Genomic DNA, 7475 nt, shown 5'->3' on the forward strand with positions numbered 1-7475 from the left:
AGTCCAGGCCTTCCTTTCCCGACGATCTTTCGAGGCGATTTCCCGTGAGCAAGATGCAACCCGTGCGTGGCACGCACGACATCCTCCCCGATGACTACCGGCGCTTCGCGCACGTCGTCGACACCGCACGCGAGGTCGCGCGCCTCTACGGCTATCGCGAGATGGCCACGCCGATCTTCGAGTTCACCGAGCTGTTCGCCCGCGGCATCGGCGAGACCACCGACGTCGTGTCGAAGGAGATGTACACTTTCAAGGATCGCGGCGACGAATCGCTCACCTTGCGGCCGGAGTACACGGCCGGCATCTGCCGCGCCTTCGTGTCGAACGGCGAGCTGGCGCAGCAGCTGCCGCTGAAGGTCTTCGCGGCGGGCCCGATGTTCCGCTACGAGCGCCCGCAGAAGGGCCGGCAGCGCCAGTTCCACCAGATCGATCTCGAAGTATTGGGCGCGCCCGAGCCCGGCGCCGACATCGAGGTGATCTCGGTCGCGGCCGACATCCTCGACCGGCTGACGATCCTCGACCGCTGCGTGCTCAAGATCAATTCGCTCGGCGATCCGGAGAGCCGGACGGGCTACCGCAAGGTCCTGACCGACTATTATTCCGGTCACGTGGACAAGCTTTCCGAGGATTCGCGCAATCGCCTGGCGCGCAATCCGCTGCGCATCCTCGACAGCAAGGACGAGGGCGACAAGGCGATCAACGCCCAGGCGCCGAGCTTCAGCGATCACCTCAACGAGGCGAGCCGCGACTTCTTCAAGTCGGTGCAGGACGGTCTCACGGCCGCCGGCATCGCCTTCGAGGTCGATCCGGCGCTGGTGCGCGGCCTCGACTACTATACCCACACCGCCTTCGAGTTCGTGACCACGCATCTCGGCGCCCAGGGCACCGTGCTGGGCGGCGGCCGCTATGACGGTCTGATCGCCGAGCTGGGCGGACCGCCGACGGCCGGCATCGGCTGGGCGGGCGGTATCGAGCGGCTGATGATGCTGGCCGACGAGCCCAGGCCCCTGCCGCGACCCGTCGTCATTGCGCCTCTGGGCGCGGCGGCCGAGGCCAAGGCGCTTGGCATCGCGCGGAGCCTGCGCAAGCAGGGCATCGCGGTGGAGCAGGATTATCGTGGCAACATGAAGCGGCGCATGCAGCGGGCCAACAAGCTCAATGCCCGCGCCGCGCTGATCATCGGAGACGACGAGCTGGCCAAGGGCGTGGCGCAGCTCAAGGATCTCGACAGCGGCGCGCAGCGCGAAGTGTCGCTCGACGGTCTCGCTGAAGCCCTGAAGGTTTGAGATGTCGCTGTTATTGAAACTCAACCAGATCGTGACGCGCCATGCCGAGCTGCAGGCGGCGCTGTCTGCCGGCACGCTCGATTCGCAGAAGTTCGTCGCGGCCTCGAAGGAATATGCCGACCTCGGCCCGCTCGTCGAGGCGGTGAACGAATGGCAGAAGGCCGAGCGCGACTTGAAGGACACGGAGGCGATGGCCTCCGATCCCGACATGAAGGCGATGGCGGAGGAGGAGGCTGCGGAGATTCGCAAGCGTCTGCCCGAGCTGGAGCGCACCGTGAAGCGGATGCTGCTGCCCAAGGATGCGGCCGACGAAAAGAACGCCATCCTGGAAATCCGCGCCGGCACCGGCGGCGACGAGGCGGCCCTGTTCGCGGCCGACCTGTTCCGCATGTACCAGCGCTACGCCGCCGAAAAGGGCTGGAAGTTCGAGGTCATGGAACTCTCCGACACGGGCATTGGCGGCTATCGCGAGGCGATCGCCACGGTGACCGGCCGCAACGTGTTCGCCCGCCTCAAGTTCGAGTCCGGCGTGCATCGCGTGCAGCGCGTTCCGGCGACCGAGGCCCAGGGCCGCATCCACACCTCGGCGGCGACGGTCGCGGTGCTGCCGGAAGCCGAGGAGGTCGACATCAAGATCGACGAGAAGGACCTGCGCATCGACGTGTTCCGTGCCTCGGGCCCGGGCGGCCAGTCGGTCAACACGACCGATTCGGCGGTTCGCATCACGCACATTCCGACCGGGGTCGTGGTCAGCCAGCAGGACGAGAAGAGCCAGCACAAGAACCGCGCCAAGGCGATGAAGATCCTGCGGGCCCGTCTTTACGATGCCGAGCGCCAGCGGCTCGACGATCTGCGCTCCGCCGACCGCAAGGGCCAGGTGGGCAGCGGCGACCGCAGCGAGCGTATCCGCACCTACAACTTCCCGCAGAGCCGGGTGACCGATCACCGGATCAACCTCACCCTCTACAACCTCGCCGAGGTTCTGGACGGGCGCGGGCTGGACGCCATCGTCGACGCCCTGACCTCCGAGGACGAGGCTACGCGGCTCGCGGAGCTTGCGGCCTGACCGGTGGCGGAGAACGCCTCCTACGATGCCCTGCTGCGCGATACCGCCGTCGCCCTGACGGCGGCCGGTATCGACAATGTCCGCTTCGAAGCCCGCCTGCTGCTCAGTCGCGCGGCGGGATTGACGATCGAGCAGTTGATTTCGCGCGGGCGCGATCCGGCCCCCGCGGCCTCGGCGGTGGCGTTGCGCGAACTCACGGCGCGCCGCGTACGGCGCGAACCGATGGCCTACATCCTGGGCGAGCGCGAATTCTGGGGATTGCCGTTCAAGGTCTCGCCGGCGGTTCTGATCCCGCGGCCCGATAGCGAGACGGTGATCGAGACGGTGCTCGACCTGCTGCCCGACCGCAGCCGCACGTTGCGAATCCTCGATCTCGGCCTGGGATCGGGCTGTCTGCTCCTCACCTTGCTGCGGGAGTACCCGCGGGCGACCGGCGTCGGGATCGATGCCTCGGCGGCGGCGCTCGCCATCGCCCAGTCCAATGCCGACGCGCTCGGCGTGGCATCCCGGGCGCGTCTTCAGGCGGGTGACTGGCGGCAGGCCGGCTGGACCTCCTCGCTGGACGGACCCTTCGACCTGCTGGTCTCCAATCCGCCCTACATCGAGACCGCCGTGGTGGACGGGTTGATGCCCGAGGTGGCGGCCCATGAGCCCAGGCTGGCCCTCGACGGCGGCACCGACGGGTTTGCGGCGTATCGCATCATCGCCGCCGAGGCGCCCCGGCTCGTCGTTCCGGGCGGCTGGGCGGTCGTCGAGGCAGGCGAGGGCCAAGCACCGGCTATAGCGGCTCTTTTTGGCGCCGCGGGCCTGACACCCAAGCCGCCCCGGCAGGATTTGGGTGGGATCGCACGTGTCGTGCCGGCCCAGTATTAATCGGTTGGCAATCAGGGGGAATGAGACTAGGTTCCCTTTACCCCTTGGGGAGCCTTGGTCCGACCGGTCTGTAACGGCGGACACCAACTCCCCTGAAATTCAGCCGTGACGGCGCCCGGGAAGGGCAGAGGGGCTCCAACAACATCCGTCCGGCGTGCAACTGGCCCTAGGTTAATGAGACCAAACAATCGTCAGCGGTCGCGCGGCGGTCGCAATGGTGGCGGCGGCGGTGGCGGCGGTGGAAACAACCACCATCACAAGCCCCAGAATTACAATTCGAACCGTCCGGCTAATCGAAATCAGATTTTCGATAGCAGCGGCCCCGACGTCCGGGTTCGCGGCAACGCGCACCAGGTTTTCGACAAGTATCAGTCGCTGGCCCGAGAGGCGGCGTCCTCCGGCGATCGCATTCTGGCCGAGTCCTACTGGCAGTATGCCGATCACTATTATCGGATGATTCAGGCCCAGGGCGGCTTCGTCCAGCGCAACAACCTCGGTTGGGGCGAAAATGGTGAAGAAGGCCAACCCGATCAGCCGGGACAGCAGCAGGGCCAGCCCGGCGGTCAGCCGCAGCAGAACGGCAGCGATCAGGCGCCGTCCAACGAGCGCGGTGGTCGCGGCGAACAGCCCGATCAGAACCAGGCCGACGAGGCGCAGGGCGATGCTCGCCAGGCCGATCATCGGCAGGCTGACAATCGCCAATCCGAGAATCGTCAATCGGCTCCTCAAGCCGACAATCGCCAAACCGACCGTCCGGCCGACAATCGGCAATCCGATCGTCAGGCCGAGCGTCGCCAGCCCGAACGTCGCCAGCCTGACCGTCGCCAGGCCGAGCCAGTCGAAGAAGAGCCCGGTCTGAACGGCGTGGCTTTTCTTCAGAAGGGCCGCAGCGCGCCGATCAATAACGACCCGGCGGTCGAGGAGCAGCCCGAGCTTCCGGAATTCGTCCCGGCCAGCGGCGGCCGGCGCGCCTGATCAGCGGTCGACCCAATCTCTCGAGAAAACGCCCGCTGGCAGCCGCCTGCGGGCGTTTTCATTGGTCCTACAGGTGGATCAGCGTCGGGGCGACGAAGGCCAGCACGGTGAAGGCGAAGCCCACCACGCCGAGGCCGACCGACAGGAAGGTCAGCCAGATCACGGAAGTGAGGGCCGCGGCGCCCGCCAGCACGATGCCGAGTTGGAAGCAGGCCGAGCCGTATTCGAACATGTGATAGGCCGACAGCGACCGGTCGCGATGCTCTTCCTTGATCTTGGCACGCGCGGCCAGCTCTTTGCGGCCTTCGCCGGTCTCCGGCTCGGTATCGTAGCGCTGGGCCGTGCGACGCCATTGCTCGGCCTGCGCCTTGAGCGCCGGGGGCATGGGCGCCGGGCCGTCCTTGTAGGTGGCCTCGACCTCGTCGGCGGCGGTGCGCAGGGTCGTCTGCCGGATGGTCTTGGACTGGAAGAAGGACCACAGGTTGGACGCGTCGATGTGGCTGGCCAGCGAGTTCGTCTGAGAGCTCTTGCCGCCCATTTCCGACACCGCCAGCAGGGCCGCAAGAATGGCGACCAGCAGGGCTATTTTCTTGTTCGATCCGTCGATGTGGCCGTGTCCGCCTGACATGAAGAGCGCTCCGGAAGTTGATCCACGGCTTTCTAACCGGCGTTCATTACAAGCGAAAGCCGCACGATCGATGAGGTCTTGCAGCCTGCCGATCCGATCCCATATCGCCTTCAGGATGCTTCTACTCAGAGGGTCCGCTCTTCCGCCCGCCGCTCGACGGGGGCGTAAAGGAAAGGGTTAATGATGAACCAGGAAAAATATACCGAGCGCATGCGGGGCTTCCTGCAGAGCGCCCAGATGCTGGCGCTGCGCGAAGGCCACCAGCGGCTTATTCCCGACCATATTCTCAAGGTCCTGCTCGACGATCCGGAAGGCCTCGCCGCCAACCTGATCGGCTCGGCGGGCGGCGATTCGCGCGCGGTCTACCGTGCCGTGGAAGCCAACCTCGCCAAGCAGCCCAAGGTCGAAGGCCAGGGCGCCGGCCAGATCTACATGGCGCCGGAGACCGCGCGCCTGTTCGAACAGGCCGAGGCGATCGCCGAGAAGGCGGGCGATTCCTTCGTCACGGTCGAGCGCATGCTGATCGCACTGGTGCTTGCCAAGGGCACGCCGGCGGCCGAGGCGCTGGCCACGGGCGGGGTGAAGGCCCAGGCCCTCGAAAAGGCGGTTCAGGAACTGCGCAAGGGCCGCACGGCCGACTCGGCCTCCGCCGAGGAGAGCTACGACGCGCTGAAGAAGTACGCGCGCGACCTCACCCAGGCTGCCCGTGACGGCAAGCTCGACCCGGTGATCGGTCGCGACGAGGAGATTCGCCGCACCATCCAGGTGTTGAGCCGCCGGACCAAGAACAATCCGGTGCTGATCGGCGAGCCGGGCGTCGGCAAGACCGCCATCGCCGAAGGTCTCGCGCTGCGCATCGTCAACAATGACGTGCCGGAATCGCTCAAGAACAAGAAGCTGATGTCGCTCGACCTCGGCTCGATGGTCGCGGGCGCCAAGTTCCGCGGCGAGTTCGAGGAGCGGCTCAAGGCCGTGCTGTCGGAAATCTCGTCGGCGGAAGGCGAGATCATCGTCTTCATCGACGAGCTGCACACGCTGATCGGTGCGGGCAAGGCCGACGGCGCGATGGATGCCTCCAACATGCTGAAGCCCGCCCTGGCGCGCGGCGAGCTGCATTGCGTGGGCGCCACGACGCTCGACGAGTACCGCAAGCACATCGAGAAGGATGCCGCCCTCGCGCGGCGTTTCCAGCCCGTGTTCGTGGCCGAGCCGACGGTCGAGGACACGATCTCGATCCTGCGCGGCCTGAAGGAGAAGTACGAGCTGCATCACGGCGTCCGGATCGCGGACTCCTCGATCGTGGCCGCGGCGACCCTGTCCAACCGCTACATCGCCGACCGGTTCCTGCCGGACAAGGCGATCGATCTGATGGACGAGGCCGCGAGCCGCATCCGCATGCAGGTCGACAGCAAGCCCGAGGCGCTGGACGAACTCGACCGGCGCATCATGCAGCTCAAGATCGAGAAGGAAGCGCTCAAGAAGGAAAGCGACTCCGCGTCGCGCGACCGTCTCGAGCGCCTCGAGAAGGAGCTGTCCGAGCTCGAGCAGAAGTCGGCGGCGCTGACGGCGCAGTGGACTTCGGCCAAGGACAAGCTGGCCGATTCGCAGAAGGTGAAAGAGCAGCTCGACAAGGCGCGCTCCGAACTCGACATCGCGCAGCGCCGCGGCGAACTCGCCAAGGCGGGCGAACTGGCCTACGGCGTGATCCCCGACCTCGAGAAGAAGCTCAAGGAAGCCGAGACCCATGAGGTCGCCGGTGGCAAGGGCGTCAAGGAAGAGGTCATGCCCGAGGACATCGCGGCCGTCGTGTCGCGGTGGACCGGCGTGCCCGTCGACAAGATGCTGGAAGGCGAGCGCTCCAAGCTGCTGCGCATGGAGGAGGAGATCCACAAGCGGGTGATCGGCCAGGACGAGGCCGTCGTCGCGGTGGCGAATGCGGTGCGTCGCGCCCGCGCGGGCCTGCAGGACCCGAACCGTCCCATCGGTTCGTTCCTGTTCCTGGGCCCCACGGGCGTCGGCAAGACCGAGCTCACCAAGGCGATTGCGGCGTTCCTGTTCGACGACGATACCGCGATGGTTCGCATCGACATGAGCGAGTTCATGGAGAAGCACTCCGTGAGCCGCCTGATCGGCGCCCCGCCGGGCTATGTCGGCTACGACGAGGGCGGTGTCCTCACCGAGGCGGTACGCCGGCGGCCCTACCAGGTGATCCTGTTCGACGAGGTCGAGAAGGCGCATCCGGACGTGTTCAACGTCCTGCTGCAGGTCTTGGACGACGGTCGCCTGACAGACGGGCAGGGTCGCACGGTCGACTTCAAGAACACGCTGATCATCCTCACGTCCAATCTCGGCAGCTCGCATCTGGCGGCCCTGAAGGACGGCGAGTCCACCGATACGGTGCGCGAGCAGGTCATGGAGGAGGTGCGCCGGGCGTTCCGTCCGGAGTTCCTGAACCGCCTCGACGAGATCCTGCTGTTCAACCGGCTGAGCCGGGCGCACATGACGGACATCGTCGCGGTGCAGATCCAGAAGCTGCTGAAGCTGCTGGCCGATCGCAAGATCGAGCTCAAGATCGACCAGAAGGCGCTGCAGTGGCTGGCCAATCGCGGCTACGACCCGGTCTACGGGGCGCGGCCGCTGAAGCGGG

General features: G+C 66.5%; 6 protein-coding genes (1 of these 6 running past the window's edge). 5 read left to right on the plus strand and 1 reads right to left on the minus strand.

Annotated elements, in window-relative coordinates; genetic code table 11:
- Window positions 1-53: 53 nt before the first annotated feature.
- From hisS to ACP15H_RS00225, 4 genes are all read left to right on the plus strand, one after another.
- Window positions 54-1286, plus strand: coding sequence for a histidine--tRNA ligase (gene hisS, locus ACP15H_RS00210; RefSeq protein ID WP_425069842.1), 1233 nt, complete (start codon window positions 54-56; stop codon window positions 1284-1286).
- Window position 1287: 1 nt separating this feature from the next.
- Window positions 1288-2352 carry a peptide chain release factor 1 gene (prfA, locus tag ACP15H_RS00215; protein ID WP_425064224.1) on the plus strand — a complete coding sequence of 355 codons (1065 nt, stop codon included), beginning with the start codon at window positions 1288-1290 and terminating at the stop codon, window positions 2350-2352.
- 3 nt (window positions 2353-2355) lie between these two features.
- Window positions 2356-3225, plus strand: a complete 870-nt coding sequence (gene prmC, locus ACP15H_RS00220; protein WP_425064225.1) for a peptide chain release factor N(5)-glutamine methyltransferase — start codon at window positions 2356-2358, stop codon at window positions 3223-3225.
- A gap of 174 nt (window positions 3226-3399) precedes the next feature.
- Entirely contained in the window at window positions 3400-4200 is an 801-nt protein-coding gene (locus ACP15H_RS00225; protein WP_425064226.1) for a DUF4167 domain-containing protein, read from the plus strand.
- A 67-nt stretch (window positions 4201-4267) separates the two neighbouring features.
- Here ACP15H_RS00225 and ACP15H_RS00230 read toward each other — a convergent pair whose 3' ends face one another.
- Window positions 4268-4828, minus strand: coding sequence for a DUF4337 domain-containing protein (locus ACP15H_RS00230; protein WP_425064227.1), 561 nt, complete (start codon window positions 4826-4828; stop codon window positions 4268-4270).
- Between the two features lie 183 nt (window positions 4829-5011).
- Between ACP15H_RS00230 and clpB the strand changes: the two genes are divergently transcribed.
- Window positions 5012-7475, plus strand: the 5' portion of a protein-coding gene (gene clpB / locus ACP15H_RS00235; RefSeq protein WP_425069843.1) for an ATP-dependent chaperone ClpB. Its footprint extends 143 nt past the window's final position; 2464 of the gene's 2607 nt are visible here — the first part of the coding sequence; its start codon is at window positions 5012-5014; its stop codon lies beyond the right edge, outside the window.

It is taken from the genome of Reyranella sp., from assembly GCF_965249915.1.
GTDB lineage: Bacteria > Pseudomonadota > Alphaproteobacteria > Reyranellales > Reyranellaceae > Reyranella.